Source organism: Phaeobacter gallaeciensis DSM 26640 (assembly GCF_000511385.1).
Lineage (GTDB): Bacteria > Pseudomonadota > Alphaproteobacteria > Rhodobacterales > Rhodobacteraceae > Phaeobacter > Phaeobacter gallaeciensis.
In genome coordinates, this window is sequence record NC_023137.1 from 785,712 (window position 1) to 801,062 (window position 15,351).

The following is a 15,351-nucleotide window of genomic DNA, read 5'->3' on the forward strand; positions in this document are numbered from 1 at the left end:
GGCGGGCTTTATGTCTTATAAGCAGCGCTGAGAGGTGGCGAAAGGGCGGATTCGGACCAAAAGGCGCCTTTTCGCCACCATCGCAAGGGTGCCCCATAGGAAAGAAAGGCGCCGGATCCCGCTGGCAGCAGGTCACCTGCCGTTTTGCCGGGATCACGAGGCGAGGGCTTTTGTCTGTAGCCGTTTGCGGCTAGACGGCTGGGATGCTGTCATATCAACATATCTACCACGCCGGAAATCTGGCGGATGTTCAGAAACACGCGCTGCTGGCGCGGATGCTGGCCTATCTCACGCGGAAGGACAAACCGCTCAGCTACATGGAGACCCATGCCGGACGCGGGCTCTATCAGTTGGACGCCGCAGAGGCGGTCAAGACCGGCGAGGCCGCGGCAGGAATCAACCGCCTGCTGGACGGGGCTATGCTGGATGTGGAGCATCCGCTGGCGGAAGCCATCACCCGAACCCGCAGCGCAGACGGCGAGAACGCCTATCCCGGCTCCCCCCTGATTGCGGCGCATCTCCTCAGGGCAGAGGACAGTTTGCATTTCGCCGAACTGCACCCACAGGAAAACGCGGCCCTGCGGGAGGCGCTTTGGCCACATGGGGTGGGGCGGCGCGTCCACGTGCATCAGCAGGACGGGTTCGAGCTGGCGCAATCGCTGGCGCCGCCAACTCCGCGCCGTGGGCTGATGCTGATTGACCCAAGTTATGAGGTGAAGCGCGACTATGCGCAGATCCCCGGCCATATCGCCAAGCTGCACCGCAAATGGAACGTCGGGGTGATTGCGCTGTGGTACCCGATTCTGACCGATGGGACCCATAAGCCGATGCTGACCGCGTTGGAGGCCCAGAACCTGCCGGGTGCGCTGCGCCATGAGGTGCAGTTTCCGCCCGCTCGCGAGGGCCACCGCATGGTTGGCTCCGGCATGTTCATCGTCAACGCGCCCTACGGTACCGAGGATGAAGCACAGCGGCTGACCAAGCTGTTTGCAAAGCTGCGTTAGATGCGTGCCCTAACGACTGAGGGCAAAAAGGCCACCCGCTTTGGGTGGCCTTTTGTCGGTTTCGTTTCGCGTGCGGCTCAGGTGATATCCTTGTAGGAAATCTCACGTGTGTCGGCGCCTTCGCCCATCTTGTCGCGACGGATGATCAGCCGGTTCAGCGCGCCGATATAGGCGGCGGCCGAGGCGACAACCGTGTCGGTGTTGGCGCTTTCGCCGGTGGCGATAACGCCGTCTTCTTCCAGTCGGACAGAGACGGTGGCCTGCGCATCGGTGCCTTCGGTCACCGCATGGACCTGATAGAGCTGCAGATGCGCGGAGTTCGGGTGGATCTTGCGGATCGCTCTGAAGGCGGCATCAACCGGGCCGTCGCCTTCTGCGGTTTCCGTTACATCCTTGCCCTCGACCTCCATCTCAAGGGTTGCCTCAGCCGGACCACCGGTGCCGCAGACGACCTTCATGGAGACCAGCTTGAGGTGATCATCCTCATCACCACTGGTGCGCATCAGGGCGATGATATCGTCGTCAAACACCTCTTTCTTGCGGTCGGCGAGTTCCTTGAAACGGACAAAGAGATCCTTCAGCTGGTTGTCGCCCACCTCAAAGCCGAGCTGGCTGAGCTTGTCGCGCAAGGCTGCGCGACCGGAGTGTTTGCCCAAGGGCAGCGAGGTGCCGGCAATGCCCACGTCCTCGGGCCGCATGATTTCAAAAGTTTCCTTGTTCTTCAGCATACCATCCTGATGGATGCCGCTTTCATGAGCAAAGGCGTTCTTGCCCACGATCGCCTTGTTCGGCTGCACGACAAAACCAGACACCGTGGAGACCCGGCGCGAGATATGCATGATCTTTTGGGTGTCGATGCCGGTGGTGAAGGGCATAATGTCGTTGCGCACCTTCAGCGCCATGACGACCTCTTCCAGCGCGGTATTGCCGGCGCGTTCGCCGAGACCATTGATGGTGCATTCAATCTGCCGTGCCCCACCAGCAACCGCCGCCAGAGAGTTGGCCGTCGCCATGCCAAGGTCGTTGTGACAATGGGTGGCAAAGATCACGTCATCTGCACCCGGAACTGTTTCGATCAGGCGCTTGATCAGATCGGCGCTTTCGACCGGGGCGGTATAGCCCACGGTATCAGGGATATTGATGGTGGTTGCACCTGCCTTGATGGCGATTTCGATCACCCGGCAGAGGTAATCCCACTCCGTGCGCGTGGCATCCATCGGTGACCATTGCACATTGTCGACCAGATTGCGGGCGTGTGTGACCGTCTCGTGGATCTTCTCGGCCATCTCATCCTTGGTGAGGTTGGGAATGGCGCGGTGCAGGGGCGAGGTGCCGATAAAAGTGTGGATGCGCGGCTGGGCGGCGCGTTTCACCGCTTCGGCGCAGCGGTCGATATCTTTGAAATTGGCGCGCGCCAAGCCGCAGATCCGGGAGTTTTTGGAGCGTTCTGCAATCTCGCTCACTGCTTTGAAGTCGCCTTCGGAGGCAATGGGAAAGCCCGCTTCGATAATATCGACGCCCATGTCGTCGAGCAGCTCGGCAATCTCAAGCTTTTCGTCATGGGTCATGGTTGCGCCGGGGCTCTGCTCGCCATCGCGCAAAGTGGTGTCGAAGATCAAAACGCGATCTTTGTCAGCTGCGGTCGTCATGTCGGTATCTTTCTTGTCTGTCCTAAAATCCAATCCTTGGCGCGCATGCCTTCCCCTCTGAGCGGGCGCGCCGGATGGCACGCTCAGAGGCGGATTAGGATCAGTAGGGCGCGCAGATCTGCACCGCGAAACGCGGTGGCGGAGCGAAGGATATCTGCACGCATGGTCATGACGCTGAGTTATACAGAGCCGAAGGCGAATGGGAAGACAGAATTTATGTGCACGGGGCCAAAGCTCGCGACTGTCGCCCATGCGCCCATGTCAGAGGGACCAAAATCAGAAACGATCCCTTGGATCAGTTGCTGGCACCGTCGGCATTGGGAGCTGCGGTGTCACTGGCCTGATCTTCGCGGGTTGTCTCATCGCTGCCCTGCGTGGTGCCACCAGTGGTTTTCAGCGCGCCGTTTTCCCAGGTGCCTTCGGCCTCCTGACCGCTGGCGTAACGCATCACGCCGGGGCCCTGTCGTTTGGAGTTGAGGAAGCTGCCCTCATAGACGTCGCCATTGGCATAGGTGGCCACGCCCTTGCCGCTGATCTTGCCCTCGGTCCAGTCGCCCTCATAGCTGAAGCCATCGGTCATCACGATCTTGCCGGTGCCATGACGCTGGCTGTTGGCAAAACTGCCAGTGTAGACCGAGCCGTCAGGGTAGGTGACGACCGCATCGCCGTGGCGCTGGCCGTCTTTCCAGCCGCCCTCGTAGCGGTAACCATCGGGATAGGTCATTACGCCCTGGCCGTGGTTCTTGGCGTTCTTGAACGCGCCGGTATAGACCAGCCCGTTGGGGTAGGTGGTGGTGCCGGTGCCCTCAATCACGCCGGCCACCCAGTCGCCTTCGTAGGTGGAGCCATCGGGATAGGTGATTTTGCCGACCCCATCCGCGAGATCATCGCGGAATTGCCCTTCATAGACCGAGCCGTCGGGATAGGTGACGCGGCCCTTGCCTTCGATCTGACCGGCCAACCATTCGCCGGTGTAGACATAGCCGTCGGTCTTGGTGAAGGTGCCCTCGCCGTGGCGCAGGTCGTCCTCGAAATTGCCGATATAGACATCGCCATTGGCGTGGATCTGCTTGCCCTCACCCTGACGGCGCCCGGCCACCAGCGGGCCTTCGTAGACGTCGCCATTAGGCTGCGTCAGCACCCCGGTGCCATCCATCTGGTTCGCGGCCCAGTCACCTTCATAGACCAGCCCGTCGGGCATGATCAGCTTGCCAGTGCCCTCCAGTTGTCCATCGCGGATATCGCCTTCATAAGTGGCGCCGTCGGGATAGGTGATCTTGCCGCTGCCGTTCTTCAGGCCATCGACCCAATCGCCGTCATATTGATAGCCGCCGGGGTTGCGCATAAGGCCCTTGCCGTGGTGTTTGGCATCGCGGAATCCGCCCTCATAGCGGGCGCCGTTGGCATAGACCGCGACGCCCTGACCGTTGATCACCCCGTCTGACCACTCCCCCTCGTAGGTGCCGCCATCGGCGAAGGTGATTTTGCCCGCGCCCTCCGGTTTGCCCTTGGCGAACTCGCCCTCGTAGACGGAGCCGTTGGGAAAACGCGCGACGCCACGTCCGCGCACCTCACCGTCGACCCAGTCTCCGGTGTATTCATAGCCGTTGGGCAGGGTGTAGGTGCCGGTGCCATGCTGCAACCCGCCGCGGAAGGTGCCCTCATAGATCCCGCCGATTTCATCCTGCGTGGTCAGGACCTTGCCATCGTCTTGTGCCAGGGCCGGGCGGATCCCCCCGGCGGCGCCAAGCGCCAGGGCAGAGGTCAAAAGAGCAGCGGTGGAAAAACGGGTCATGGATTATCTGCTTGCCATAAGGAGAGCCGCGGAGCGGGCCTGTTGATCTGTTTGACAGGAAACTATGCCACAGCTGCCGTCGTCGCAATGTCTTTTGCCGCAGTGGTCTTTCCCTTCGCGTGCGATCTGTTTAATGGCAGAAGGCAGGATTATCGAAGGACGCAAGCAGGATGGCTGATCGTTTTCGCGTGACACTGGCTCAGTTGAACCCCACCGTCGGGGATCTGGCGGGCAATGCAAACAAGGCCCGCGAGGCCTGGGCCGCAGGCCGTGACGCGGGGGCGGATCTGGTCGCTTTGCCGGAAATGTTCATCACCGGCTACAACACGCAGGACCTGGTGCGAAAGCCGGTTTTCCATCAGGCTGCCATCGCCGAGGTTGAGCGGTTGGCCGCCGATTGCGCCGATGGGCCCGCTCTGGCTATTGGCAGCCCTTGGGTCGCAGATGGCAAATTGTTCAACGCCTATCTGATCCTGAAGGGGGGCAAGATCACCGCGCAGGTGCTGAAGCACCATCTGCCCAATGCCACCGTCTTTGACGAGGTGCGGATCTTTGATGCCGGTCCCTTGGGCGGGCCATATGCAGTTGGCGATACCCGGATCGGCAGCCCGATCTGCGAGGATGGTTGGTATGAAGATGTGGCTGAAACATTGGCGGAAACCGGAGCCGAGTTCCTGCTGATCCCCAATGGCTCGCCCTATTTCCGCAACAAGATGGATGTGCGGTTCAACCATATGGTGGCCCGTGCCGTGGAAACCGATTTGCCTGTGATCTACCTCAATATGGTGGGCGGACAGGACGATCAGGTCTTTGACGGCGGTTCGTTTGTGCTGAACCCGGGCGGCGGCCTGGCGTTGCAAATGCCGGTCCTGCAAGAGGATATCTGCCACCTTGATCTGGAGCGCACAGCAGAGGGCTGGCGCGCGGTTGACGGCCCCAAGGCCTCATTGCCGGATGAGTGGGAGCAGGATTATCACGTCATGACGCTGTCGCTGCGCGATTACATGCGCAAGACCGGCTTCAAGAAGGTGCTTCTGGGTCTTTCAGGCGGGGTGGATTCCGCGATTGTAGCCACCATCGCAGTTGATGCCTTGGGGGCGGAGAATGTGCGTTGTGTGATGCTGCCGTCGGAATATACTTCGCAAGAGTCCCTCGACGATGCTGAGGCCGTGGCCAAGGCGCTGGGTGTACACTACGATTACGTGCCGATTGCCGAGGGACGCGCAGCCATCACCAATACGCTGGCGCCGCTGTTTGCCGGTCTGGACGAGGGGCTGACGGAGGAAAACATCCAGTCTCGCCTGCGGGGCCTTTTGCTGATGGCAATGTCGAACAAATTTGGTGAGATGTTGCTGACCACCGGCAATAAATCAGAGGTCGCAGTTGGCTATGCGACGATCTATGGCGACATGGCGGGGGGGTACAACCCGATCAAGGATCTCTACAAGACCCGCGTGTTTGAGACCTGCCGCTGGCGCAACGCCAATCACCGCGACTGGATGATGGGGCCGGAGGGCGAGGTGATCCGCCCGAATGTAATCGACAAACCGCCCAGTGCTGAGCTGCGCGACGATCAAAAAGACAGCGACAGCCTGCCGGATTACCCGGAACTGGATGCGTTGCTGGAGATCCTGGTGGACCGCGATGGGTCGATTGCCGATTGCGTCGCGGCGGGGTTCTCGCGGGAGAATGCCAAACGTGTGGAGCACCTGCTTTATATCAGCGAGTACAAGCGTTTTCAGTCGGCGCCCGGCGCGCGTTTGACACCGCGAGCTTTCTGGCTGGACCGGCGTTATCCGATCGTGAACCGCTGGCGCGATCCAAGCTGAAGCGGGGCGGTGGTTTGGGTGCTGCGAAGGCATCCGGCTGCGCCACATGCGGTCGGTAACTAAACCTGTGGCGACGGGCGCTGTCAGTCTTGTGCCCCTGAGAACGGCCCCTTGGCCGGGTCGGCCTTCTGGCAATCCACCACGCAGTTGCGGCCTGCGTCCTTCGCGGCATAGAGCGCGCGATCTGCAGCATGCATAAGATCCTGTGGTAGCAGCCCATCTTCGGGGTAGCTGGCCACCCCGATGGAGATGGTGACCCTTGGCAGGGTGCCGGACCCATAGCGCAGGGTGATATCCTCAATTGCGGTGCGCAGCGCCTCGCCCACCTCCATGGTCTGTTCCTTGTCGGTATCAGGCAGGAACACTGCAAATTCCTCGCCTCCCATCCGGCAACAAACCTCTCCATTGTGAAACAGCTCTTTCAGCGTGTCGCCAATGGCACGCAGCACCATGTCGCCCGCATCATGGCCATGGGTGTCATTGAACGTCTTGAACCGATCCGCATCAAAGCTGAGCACCCCCAGTTGGCTGGCGCGCCGGTCGGCGAGGGTCACTGCATTGCGCAACTCTCCTAGGAAATAGCGCCGGTTATAGACGCCAGTCAGCGGATCTCGGGTGGATTGATCATGCAATTCATCGCGCAGCCGCACATTTGCCACCGCCAGTGAGATATGTTCACCGCAACGCAGCGCCAGACGATGCAGCGCCACCTTGCGCTTGGCATCCTCTTCCGGCGCGAATTTCACGTGCAACAAACCCACAGTGTTCCCATGCGCGACCACCGGGAAACAAACGTAGTCCTCATGCTCGCTGGTGCTGGGTTGCTCTTCCACGTGGGCGCAGGCAAAGGCGATCTTATCCGCAGAATAGAGATATTGCCGCCCCCGTCGCAGCGCCCAGCAGGCATCGGGGAAGATGTGGTCATGCGCTTCGCCGCCGCCCCAGTGGCATTTGCCGTCCAGAACATCGCGTGAGTTGGAGTAGATATACAGCTCCCCCCGGGATTGCGGAAACAGCTGCGCCATGAAGGCGCTGACAATGCGAAACAGCTCCTCCTGGGATTTGCAGGAGTGCAGCCATTCGTCCAGCTGGGACAACAGCTTGGCTTCCTCGCGCCAGGACTGTTCTGCCGCGAGCGTCTTCAGAGCGGTCAGCTCGGCCTCTTCGGCGGCTTGTCGCGCCTGGGTCAGGTCCCGTGCGCTGCGCTCAATCTGGGTGACATCGGTGTAGCAGGTGACAAATCCCCCGGTGGACAGCCGCCGCGTATCAATCTGTAGCCGCCGCCCGGAGGGCATTCTTCGGGTCGCTGAAAACCGCTGTTTGTTCGAGCTGAAATCCTGCTCCGCCTGTTCGGCGCTCTCTTCGGTCACATGGCCGAGTTTGACGGCGGTGGAAAAAAACGCCTCTCGGGAGTAGCCGGGGTAGATGTCGCCGTTCTGCAGCTCCAAAAGGGTGAGCAGGCGTTCATTGAAGACCTGACAATGCCCGTCCTCGGTCCAAACCATCACGCCCTGATCCAGCTTGTTCAACACATCCATCAACCGGGCGTGGGACGGCTCGGGTAAGCTCTCCGCCTGCAACATTTCATTCGGGATCACTTTGTTCACGGGAGACCCCATTGTTTCGTACCAGTCGTTTCTTCGTGCTGCGACAGGCTGACACAGGAAGTCTGAAAGAAATCTAAGTTGCACAAAGGAAAACGCTGAAACTTTGAAACGACTTTTTAGGCAAGCTCAGCTGTGGCGCCATAACTGGACAAAACAGCGTCCATGTGACATGGGGCAGGGCAACAGGAGACTTGTGATGACAACCACCCGATTTGCCCCGTCGCCGACCGGCTATATCCATGTTGGCAATCTGCGCACCGCGCTGATGAACTACTTGATCGCCCGCAAGGCCGGCGGCAGTTTCATCCTGCGTATCGACGATACTGACCCGGAGCGGTCAAAGGAAGAATACGTCGACGCGATCAAACAGGATCTCGAATGGCTGGGCCTCACCTGGGACCGGGTTGAGCGTCAGTCCGAGCGGCTGGAGCGCTATGTCGCTGCGGCGGACAAACTGCGCGAGATCGGCCGGTTTTATGAGGCGTTTGAGACGCCGGTTGAACTGGACCTCAAGCGCAAGAAACAGCTGAACATGGGCAAGCCGCCGGTCTATGACCGCGCTGCGCTAGCCCTGTCCGATGATGAAAAGGCCGCCCTGCGCGCCGAGCGTGGCGATGGCGTCTGGCGGTTCAAGCTGGACCACCAGCGCATTGAATGGGCCGACGGTATTCTGGGCGATATCTCCATTGATGCGGCTTCGGTCTCCGATCCGGTGCTGATCCGCGGCGACGGTCAGTTCCTCTACACGCTGGCCTCGGTTGTGGATGACACCGAAATGGGCGTGACCCATGTGGTGCGCGGCTCCGACCATGTAACCAACACCGCGACACAGATTCAGATCATCGAGGCGCTGGGCGGCACTGTGCCGTCGTTCGCGCATCACTCGCTGCTGACCGGTCCGCAGGGGGAGGCGCTGTCCAAGCGTCTCGGCACCTTGGCGCTGCGGGACCTGCGTGAGGCGGGCGTGCAGCCAATGGCGCTCCTGAGCCTGATGGCGCGTCTGGGTTCCTCCGACCCGGTTGAGCTGCGCAGTGAGATGGCAGAGCTGATCGACGGCTTTGACATCAACCGCTTTGGCGCGGCGCCGACCAAATTCGATGTTGAGGATGTCTACCCGCTGACAGCACGCTACCTGCAGTCGCTGGCGCTGTCGGATGTCCAGACCCATGTGGACGCGCTGGGCGTTCCGGCCGAGAAACGGGCGGCGTTCTGGGATGTGGCCAGGGAAAACATCACAACTCTGAAGGATCTCGCCGGTTGGTGGGAGCTGTGCCGCGATGGCGCCGCGCCGCTGATCGCGGATGAGGACAAGGAGTTCATCGCAGAGGCGATGGCGCTGCTGCCGGAGGGGCCTTACGACAGCGAAAGCTGGGGCAAATGGACCGCCGCGGTGAAAGAGGCCACTGGCCGCAAGGGCAAAGGTCTGTTTATGCCGCTGCGCAAAGCCGTCACCGGGATGGAACGCGGACCCGATATGTCGGCCCTGCTGGCGCTTATGGAGACGGTCCGCGCTCGCGGTTGATCTCTGCCAATATTGTTCTGAAAAGGCGGCTCCGGGTGGGCCGCCTTTTTCGTTCGGGGGGCTTCCTCCGCCCACACCATAGACCTTGTCTCTGTGTTCGGGCCGGGCGCGCCCGGTCTCATATGCGTCAGGTCTCAGCGATCAGAGTGCTGCTCCCGCATCTTTGTGGCAGCGTTGGCCATGGCCGGGTTGGGGTGGTGCCCCAGCGCCGTGAGGGCCTTGTCCATCCAGTCAATCACCGCCGGGTCATCCCCTCCGGCGTGGGCAATGGGCGGGAAGGCACAGGACAGAAGATGCCGGGCGGATATGGCAGGCATGAGCACCCGGTCAAAGGATGGATCCTGCCCGGTCTGCGCGTCCTCATCCGGTGTATTCTCCCACAGCAACCGTTCCAGCCGCCCCATGACCTCCAGCGCGGTGCCGGGATCATTGACCCCGGGAGAGAGCGCCCGCTGAGCGGTTTCCGCAAGCAAGGTCAGCCCAAATGAGGGGTCCTGATCAAAACTGCGCACATCGCCGATTTCGATGCAGCGGCTTGCGGCCTCGCTCAGGTCCTCATCGGCCGATTTTGCATAGGCCACAGGCCGCCCGCGCAACACAAATTCTCCCGGCGTGCGATGGATCGCAATCTCGGTGTCGGCTTCTTCTGCCAATGTCTGCAGCTGCGCCACATCCACAAACCGCACAAACCCCGACGCCTGCGCCGGGATCGCCGTGCCGTCTGCCTTGAACTGGCTGTCATCTTCGGCGCGTTGCGCGCCCAGACAGGGCGCATCGGCGCGCTGGCGCAGGCTGGTGCGGCTGCGGTCTTCAATCAGGCGCAGGGTATGATCCATGCTGCCAAGCCCCGACAGGTGATCAATCCAGCGTAAAATCGCCCCGACAATCAGCGCCACAACCCCGACGGTGAGTGCAAAGACCACAATGGCCGCGTCCTCGCTATAGAACCCTGCCCGAAACAGGATCACCGCGCTCAGGCTGAACACAAACCCGCCGACAAAGGTGGCCAGAACGCTCTGGGTGATCGTGTCCTCCAGCAGCAGGCGATACACCCGCGGTGTCGCAGTGGCGGCGGCGGTGCGATAAGCGGAGACCATGACATTCAGCGAAAATGTGGTCACGGCCAACATGCCGGAGGCAAGGATATTCAGCACTGGCAGCGCGGCCTCGCGTCCGAACCGCTCGCCCAGATCCTCAGGAATGAACGGGGTGAGCCAGGGCGCGATGGCCAGTGCCAGTAAGGAACAGGCCGAGATCAGCACCACCCGGAACCACAGCTGCCGGGTGATCCGCTGAATGTAGAGAAGCGTGCGTGAGATCACTATTCCGCCTCGATCAGTTGTGCGCCCAGGGCAGTTAGATGCTGGTCCACCAGATCACGTTCATCCGTGGTCAATGCCTGTGCCCGGGGATAGCGGGGGGTGGCGCGGTCATTCAGGATTGGCGCGTCCCAGCCATCGGTCGTGCGGATGAAATCGGCAACGCCTTCGGTTCCAAAGACATCGAGATAGCCTTGGATCACCACATCAAGATAGCTCAGCAAGATTGGATGGCGCAGGCTGGCTGCACGCTGACTGCTGGCGGGGATCGCATAGACGGCGATCTCGGTCTCTGGCGCCAGATCATGCTGCACCGCGTCCCGCGCCGCCAGACGATCATAGCCGAACTCACGGTCATCCAAAGCCGCCCAATCCGCGCCGGGGACTTCGGCGATCAGCCCGTCGATGCGACTGTCGCCGCAGGGCACCGCAGAGAGATAGGCCACCGGGCGCAGATCTGTCTGCACCCAGGCCCGCCGCCAGCCGCTGAGCCTTGCCGGACGGGCCTGCCCATAGGCATGGGTGCGCGTATTCACCAGGCTGCCATAGCCAAAGAAATAGGGGGCAGGGGAAAGGGGGCTGGGCATTCTGATCTCCTGTGCGGGGCTGCAAGGGCGGACCGCCTCTGTTTGTGGTCACTGTGGTTCAGGCCTCAGTGGTTCAATCCTTGGCGCCATGAGCCAGATTTGGCGACGTATATTTGGCGCTGCATGTCTGCGATCAGCAACGAGCTATTGCAGCTTTGATACATGTCAAAGTGGCCTTTGCGCAGCCATGTCATGATCCGGCGATCAAGGCACCTTGGAGGGGCGATCATGCGGATCACGAAACGGACAAATATTGCAGTACGGCTGTTGATGTACTGTGCGGCCCATGCGGACCGCCTGGTCACCAAATCGGAAATTGCGGCGCGCTGCAATATCTCCGAGAACCATTTGGCGCAGGTTATCAACCAATTGGCACAATTGGGATATCTGCATACCCAACGGGGCCGCAATGGCGGCATGTCACTGGGCAAGCCTGCGGCAGAAATTGGCATTGGCGACGTTTTCCGCGATGTCGAGGGCACGGTGCCGATGGTGGAGTGTTTTGCCGATGCCGACAATACCTGCCCGCTGGTGTCGGCCTGCCGGTTGCGCCTCGCCCTGTCGGAGGCCGCGCAGGCCTTCTATCAGTCGTTGGATGGCATCACGCTGGAGGCGCTGATCTGTGACAATGACGACCTGTTTGCCCTGTTCCAACCACCCGTCGCCGCCAGCTGCGCGCGCTACGTGAATTAGGTCGGCCGCAGCAGTGCTGTAAAAGACACCAGCCTGCCGCAGCTGGTGTCCGATGTGGTTCCTTCCTTGGGTCGCAGCGGCGTGCGTAAGTTAGTCACGCGCCCGCAGGATCCGTGCGGGGCGCACCTGAAGGGGCCGCCAGGCAAAGGCAAGCCCGGCCAGCAGCGTGGTCAGGATGCCACCGCTGATGATCGCCAGCGCGTTGCCCCAGATCACCTGATAGTCGCTCTCGAATACATAGGTGTTGATCGCCCAGGCGCCGCTCATCCCCGCAATCAGCGCCACCAATCCGGCGCCTGCTCCCAGAAACACAGACCTGAGCGCAAAGCTGATCAGAATGCGGCGTCGCGATGCGCCAAGCGTTTTCAGCACGGCGGCCTCATAGCGGCGGGCCGGCTCCCCGGCTGCGGCGGTACCGATCAGCACCATGAACCCGGTGAGCAGGGTGGCCGCCGCGCCATAAGCGGTGGCTGAGGCCAGCTGCCGTAGGATCTCAGACACGCGGTCCAGCGCATCCCGTACCCGAACGGCAGTAATATTCGGCATCGCGCGGGCGAGATCGCGCAGGATCTGCGCCTCGGCCTCCTGTTCGGCATAGACAGTGGCGATATAGCTGTGCGGCGCCCCGGCCAGCGCGCTTTCGTTCAGCACCATGACAAACCCCATACCAGCGGTCGAGAAATCAACCTCGCGCAGGCTGGTGATTGTCGCAGTGATGTCGCGGCCCAGCACGTTGAGTGTCAGCGTATCCCCCAGATCCAGGCCCAGTTCCTCGGCCTCCTCGCGGGCAAAGCTGACCTGTGGCGGCCCGGTGTAATCCTCTGGCCACCACGTGCCAGCCACGATTTGCGTGGTTTCGGGCTGTTTCGCGGCATAGGTGATGCCGCGATCGCCGCGCACCACCCAGTGATCTCCGGCCACCTCGGTCGCGGGCTGATCGTTGATGGTGGTGAGCACCCCGCGCAGCATCGGCGCGCTCTGCACTCGGTCCACAGCCGGATCGCCCTCAACGCGGGTGAGGAAGTCCGGCATCTGGTCCCGCTGGATATCAACAAAGAAGTAGGAGGGGGCAACATCGGGCAGATTGCCCTCAATCGCGCGGCGCATATTGCCATCGACCTGACCGATGGCCGCCAGCACCGTCAGGCCAAGCCCCAGCGCCAGCACCGTTGGCACCGCACCATCGCGGGAGGTCCCGATCGCGGAGAGCGCCCAACGCAGCGCCGGGTTGCCACGGGCCAGGGGCGCGGAGCGGCGCGCGATCCAACCCAGCACCAGTGCTGCCAGCAATAGCACCGCCAGCGCGCCAATCAGCCCGCCCGCAGTCCAGAGCGTCAGCTCAACGGCGCCGCTGAACAGGGCCGCCGCGCCGATCAGCACCGCCACAGCAACGACGGTGGCCAAGATATAGCGCGGCGCGGGCCAGCGGCTGCGGCTGTCCAGCGCATCGCGAAACAACGCCGCCGCCCGGATCCGCTCCGCCCGGGCCAGCGGCCAGAGCGCAAAGACAAAGGCGGTCAGCAAACCGTAAAGGGCTGCCTCGCTTAGGGCCGGAACCGAGATGCCGAAGACCGCAGGAAACGGCAGCTGCGCCGCAATCAGCGGTCCCAGAAGCACCGGAGCCAGCCCGCCAATCAGAAGACCGATGGCAATGCCCAACAGCGCCAGCACACCGATTTGCAGAAAATACGTCAGGAAAATCGTCCGACGGTCGGCACCAAGGGTGCGCAGGGTGGCGATGGTCGCCGTTTTGCCAGCCAGATAGGCCCGTACCGCAGCGGAGACGCCAATACCGCCCACCGCGAGCCCGGAGAGGCCAACCAGCACCAGAAACCCGGCCAGCCGCTCGACAAAGGTGGCAATGCCCGGCGCGCCGTTACGGGCATCGGTCCAGCGCATGCCGCTGTTGTCATACTGTGCCACGGCACGGGTTTTCAGCTGCTCCAGATCGGTATCCGGGGGAAGGGTCAGCCGGTATTTGCTGGAAAACAACGTGCCAGGCTGCAAGAGACCGGATTGGGCCAAGTCCTCTGTGCGCACAAGGGTACGTGGGCCAAGGGTGAACCCTGCGCTGGCCGCATCGGGTTCATTCTCCAACACCGCCGTCAGCACAAACTGCTGGCTGCCAAGGGTGAATTCATCGCCAACGGACAGGCCGAGCCGATCCGCCAGAACCCGCTGCATCACACCGCCGGGTAAATCCCCTGATCCCGCCAGTGCGGTCTCCAGCGGCATCTCGGGTGAGAGGATCACCGTACCCACCAGCGGATAGGCATCATCTACGGCCTTCACCTGGGTCAGCGCGCGCTCGTCGCCCACCGTCGCCATGGACCGGAAGTCAATGACCTCAGAACGGGCGAGGGCGCGGGCCTCCATCCAGGCTTGCTCCTCAGCGGTGGCGCGCCGATAGGTAAAGCCCAGCTCGGCGTCGCCGCCCAGCAGCATCGCGCCTTCCTCGCTCAGACCCGTCTGGATTGCCGAGCGCAGGGAGCCGATCCCGGCAATCACCGCAACCCCCAGCGCCAGACAGATCAGGAAAACGCGAAACCCGGAGAGGCCACCGCGCAGTTCACGCTTGGCAAACCGCGTGGCCAGCGACAGGGCAGAGGAGCTCATTCAGCGGCCTCACGCGCGGCGTCTTGATCCAACCGCCCGTCGCGCAGCCGGATCACCCGGTCACAGCGGGCCGCCAGCTCCGGTGCATGGGTTACCATGATCAGAGTCGCCCCATAGCGGTCGCGCAGGTCAAACAGCAGATCCATGATCGCATCGCCATTGGTGGCATCCAGATTGCCGGTCGGCTCATCCGCCAGCAGGATGCGGGGGCGCGTGACCAAGGCGCGGGCCAGCGCCACGCGCTGCTGTTCGCCGCCGGACATCTGTGCTGGGAAATGACCCGAACGATGGCCCAATCCGACCGCCTCCAACTCAGCCTGTGCCCTCTCAAAGGCATCCTTGTGGCCGGCCAGTTCCAGCGGTGTGGCAACATTCTCCAGCGCGGTCATGGTCGGGATCAGATGAAAGCTCTGGAACACCACGCCCATATTGTCGCGCCGGAACCGGGCCAGCGCATCCTCATCCATCGCCGTCAGATCCTGCCCCAATGCGGTGACAGTACCGCCAGTGGCTTGCTCCAGCCCCCCCATCACCATCAGCAGAGAAGATTTCCCGGAACCGGAAGGACCGATTAGCCCCAGCGTCTCTCCGTTGCCGACCGCAAGCGAAATATCGCGCAGGATTTCGACAGGTCCGGTATTGCCAACGAGCGACAAAGACGCATGTTGGAGGTTCAGAATGGGATCGGATGAGGGGATCGTGCTGGACTGCATGTGATATCGCGCCTGTT

11 protein-coding genes are annotated in these 15,351 nt (G+C 62.0%); 4 read left to right on the plus strand and 7 right to left on the minus strand.

The annotated features are described in order from the left end of the window. Positions 1 to 203 precede the first annotated feature (203 nt). Positions 204 to 1,004, plus strand: a complete 801-nt coding sequence (locus GAL_RS03805; RefSeq protein ID WP_024096271.1) for a 23S rRNA (adenine(2030)-N(6))-methyltransferase RlmJ — start codon at positions 204 to 206, stop codon at positions 1,002 to 1,004. Positions 1,005 to 1,081: 77 nt separating this feature from the next. Here GAL_RS03805 and GAL_RS03810 read toward each other — a convergent pair whose 3' ends face one another. Further along, a complete protein-coding gene (locus tag GAL_RS03810; protein WP_024096272.1) occupies positions 1,082 to 2,653 on the minus strand; it encodes a 2-isopropylmalate synthase in 1,572 nt (523 codons plus the stop codon). A 295-nt stretch (positions 2,654 to 2,948) separates the two neighbouring features. Then, positions 2,949 to 4,448, minus strand: a complete 1,500-nt coding sequence (locus tag GAL_RS03815) for an MORN repeat-containing protein (RefSeq protein ID WP_024096273.1) — start codon at positions 4,446 to 4,448, stop codon at positions 2,949 to 2,951. Positions 4,449 to 4,618: 170 nt separating this feature from the next. On the opposite strand from GAL_RS03815, the gene GAL_RS03820 reads away from it, so the two are divergent. Next, complete coding sequence (locus GAL_RS03820; protein WP_024096274.1) at positions 4,619 to 6,277, plus strand: NAD+ synthase; 1,659 nt, start codon at positions 4,619 to 4,621, stop codon at positions 6,275 to 6,277. 83 nt (positions 6,278 to 6,360) lie between these two features. Here the strand turns inward: GAL_RS03820 and GAL_RS03825 are convergent, their stop codons facing one another. After that, positions 6,361 to 7,884, minus strand: coding sequence for a sensor domain-containing diguanylate cyclase (locus tag GAL_RS03825; protein WP_244462771.1), 1,524 nt, complete (start codon positions 7,882 to 7,884; stop codon positions 6,361 to 6,363). Between the two features lie 196 nt (positions 7,885 to 8,080). On the opposite strand from GAL_RS03825, the gene gltX reads away from it, so the two are divergent. Continuing rightward, a complete protein-coding gene (gltX, locus tag GAL_RS03830) occupies positions 8,081 to 9,406 on the plus strand; it encodes a glutamate--tRNA ligase (protein ID WP_024096276.1) in 1,326 nt (441 codons plus the stop codon). Positions 9,407 to 9,540: 134 nt separating this feature from the next. Here the strand turns inward: gltX and GAL_RS03835 are convergent, their stop codons facing one another. Both GAL_RS03835 and GAL_RS03840 read right to left on the minus strand, forming a co-directional pair. Beyond that, positions 9,541 to 10,728, minus strand: coding sequence for a DUF2254 domain-containing protein (locus GAL_RS03835; RefSeq protein WP_024096277.1), 1,188 nt, complete (start codon positions 10,726 to 10,728; stop codon positions 9,541 to 9,543). Further along, positions 10,728 to 11,312 carry a gamma-glutamylcyclotransferase family protein gene (locus tag GAL_RS03840; protein WP_024096278.1) on the minus strand — a complete coding sequence of 195 codons (585 nt, stop codon included), beginning with the start codon at positions 11,310 to 11,312 and terminating at the stop codon, positions 10,728 to 10,730. The genes GAL_RS03835 and GAL_RS03840 overlap by 1 nt, the downstream gene beginning before the upstream one ends. 228 nt (positions 11,313 to 11,540) lie before the next feature. On the opposite strand from GAL_RS03840, the gene GAL_RS03845 reads away from it, so the two are divergent. After that, on the plus strand, positions 11,541 to 12,005 hold the full coding sequence (locus tag GAL_RS03845; RefSeq protein WP_024096279.1) for an RrF2 family transcriptional regulator: 465 nt from the start codon (positions 11,541 to 11,543) through the stop codon (positions 12,003 to 12,005). Positions 12,006 to 12,095: 90 nt separating this feature from the next. On the opposite strand, the gene GAL_RS03850 is transcribed toward GAL_RS03845, so the two are convergent. Both GAL_RS03850 and GAL_RS03855 read right to left on the minus strand, forming a co-directional pair. Continuing rightward, entirely contained in the window at positions 12,096 to 14,621 is a 2,526-nt protein-coding gene (locus tag GAL_RS03850) for an ABC transporter permease (protein WP_024096280.1), read from the minus strand. Next, positions 14,618 to 15,334: an ABC transporter ATP-binding protein gene (locus GAL_RS03855; RefSeq protein ID WP_024096281.1), complete on the minus strand. Its 717-nt coding sequence runs from the start codon at positions 15,332 to 15,334 to the stop codon at positions 14,618 to 14,620. Before GAL_RS03855 ends, GAL_RS03850 begins: the two co-directional genes overlap by 4 nt. Positions 15,335 to 15,351 lie beyond the last annotated feature (17 nt).

Coding starts and splice junctions, on each gene's coding strand:
- GAL_RS03805 (WP_024096271.1), top strand. CDS start 204: ATGCTGTCATATCAACATATCTACCACGCCGGAAATCTGGCGGATGTT.
- GAL_RS03850 (WP_024096280.1), bottom strand. CDS start 14,621: ATGAGCTCCTCTGCCCTGTCGCTGGCCACGCGGTTTGCCAAGCGTGAA.
- GAL_RS03845 (WP_024096279.1), top strand. CDS start 11,541: ATGCGGATCACGAAACGGACAAATATTGCAGTACGGCTGTTGATGTAC.
- GAL_RS03820 (WP_024096274.1), top strand. CDS start 4,619: ATGGCTGATCGTTTTCGCGTGACACTGGCTCAGTTGAACCCCACCGTC.
- GAL_RS03840 (WP_024096278.1), bottom strand. CDS start 11,312: ATGCCCAGCCCCCTTTCCCCTGCCCCCTATTTCTTTGGCTATGGCAGC.
- GAL_RS03815 (WP_024096273.1), bottom strand. CDS start 4,448: ATGACCCGTTTTTCCACCGCTGCTCTTTTGACCTCTGCCCTGGCGCTT.
- GAL_RS03855 (WP_024096281.1), bottom strand. CDS start 15,334: ATGCAGTCCAGCACGATCCCCTCATCCGATCCCATTCTGAACCTCCAA.
- gltX (WP_024096276.1), top strand. CDS start 8,081: ATGACAACCACCCGATTTGCCCCGTCGCCGACCGGCTATATCCATGTT.
- GAL_RS03810 (WP_024096272.1), bottom strand. CDS start 2,653: ATGACGACCGCAGCTGACAAAGATCGCGTTTTGATCTTCGACACCACT.